This window comes from Acinetobacter sp. ANC 4218 (genome assembly GCF_002135245.1).
Taxonomy (GTDB): Bacteria; Pseudomonadota; Gammaproteobacteria; order Pseudomonadales; family Moraxellaceae; genus Acinetobacter.
This window is the reverse complement of the sequence record NZ_NEGD01000034.1, coordinates 1-1,006: the sequence shown is the minus strand read 5'-3', so window position 1 is coordinate 1,006 and position 1,006 is coordinate 1. Positions and strand designations below refer to the sequence as shown.

Annotated in this window: 1 protein-coding gene and 1 pseudogene; both read right to left on the bottom strand. The window is 36.7% G+C overall.

Annotation, left to right across the window (positions count from 1 at the left end; genetic code table 11):
- Window positions 1-221: transposase (locus tag B9T38_RS16500; protein ID WP_171263267.1), on the bottom strand; the 221-nt coding region annotated here is incomplete at its 3' end.
- 492 nt (window positions 222-713) lie between these two features.
- A pseudogene (locus tag B9T38_RS16495) lies at window positions 714-1,006 on the bottom strand (transposase); the annotation flags it as partial.

Here is a 1,006-nt window from a genome sequence, read left to right as displayed (position 1 = left end):
GTAACCATACGTAAAGAAAGACGGAATAGAGATTTGATCATTAAACAGCATTGAATCGCTGTATCGGAATAAGTTTGATTTCGTCCGTGCTTGCCTTGTGGTTGTGCATACCATTGCGTCTTAGGATCAAACCAGATTGAAATATTTCCTCGCTTGATTAAAGCTTGGTTATACGAGGACCAATTGGTTGTACGATAGATTTTAGGTGTAGGCTTCTTCATCTGGAAATTATATTGCTGAAGAAGCCTTCAAGAATAGCTTTGTGCAACAAAGCCATTTTGAAATATTTTGTTTCTTTTTTTTAATTTTAGACAATAGGTATGATTAGGGTGTGTTGAAACTTTTATCTTTAGAATAGCGAAGTAATAAAATCAAATTGCCAAACCTAATTTCACTATTCGCTATGCCTCGTACCATGCCGACAGATCAACACTGGCAAAAAAAAGCAAATTAGAGGATTAGCTACTCGATATGACAAACTCAAAAGAAATTATCAAAGTTCTGTTGCTTTAGCCTGTATATTTTTTAAGAAGACATGTTAAGTGCATGGAGTGTTTAATTTTTTTAATGACATTACATGTGTCGCAAATGTCAACTTATCTGTCGCGTGACGTGAGAATATAGACATTTTGAATGGGTTCTAACAAATTAATTTCGCATAATATATCTTATGTTAAATAGACTATATCAAACATAAAATTGCATGTTCCTGTATAAGCCTGCCGATCGGCAATCACTTGTCGGCAGTATTTTGTGTCGTAAGCCCCATCTGTATAGATCGAGTCAATTCGCTCATTTTCAGGAATCTGCTGTAGTAAATCCCCCAGCACTTGTGAATCACTGACATTGTTTGTGGTGAGCTGAATAGCCCGTATTTGCAGTGTTTCAGCATCTATACCAATATGCAGTTTACGCCATTGCCGACGGTATTCAGGCTGATGTTTTTTACGCTTCCATTCGCCTTCACCTAAAAATTTTAAACCCGTAGAGTCGACGAGTAGGTGTA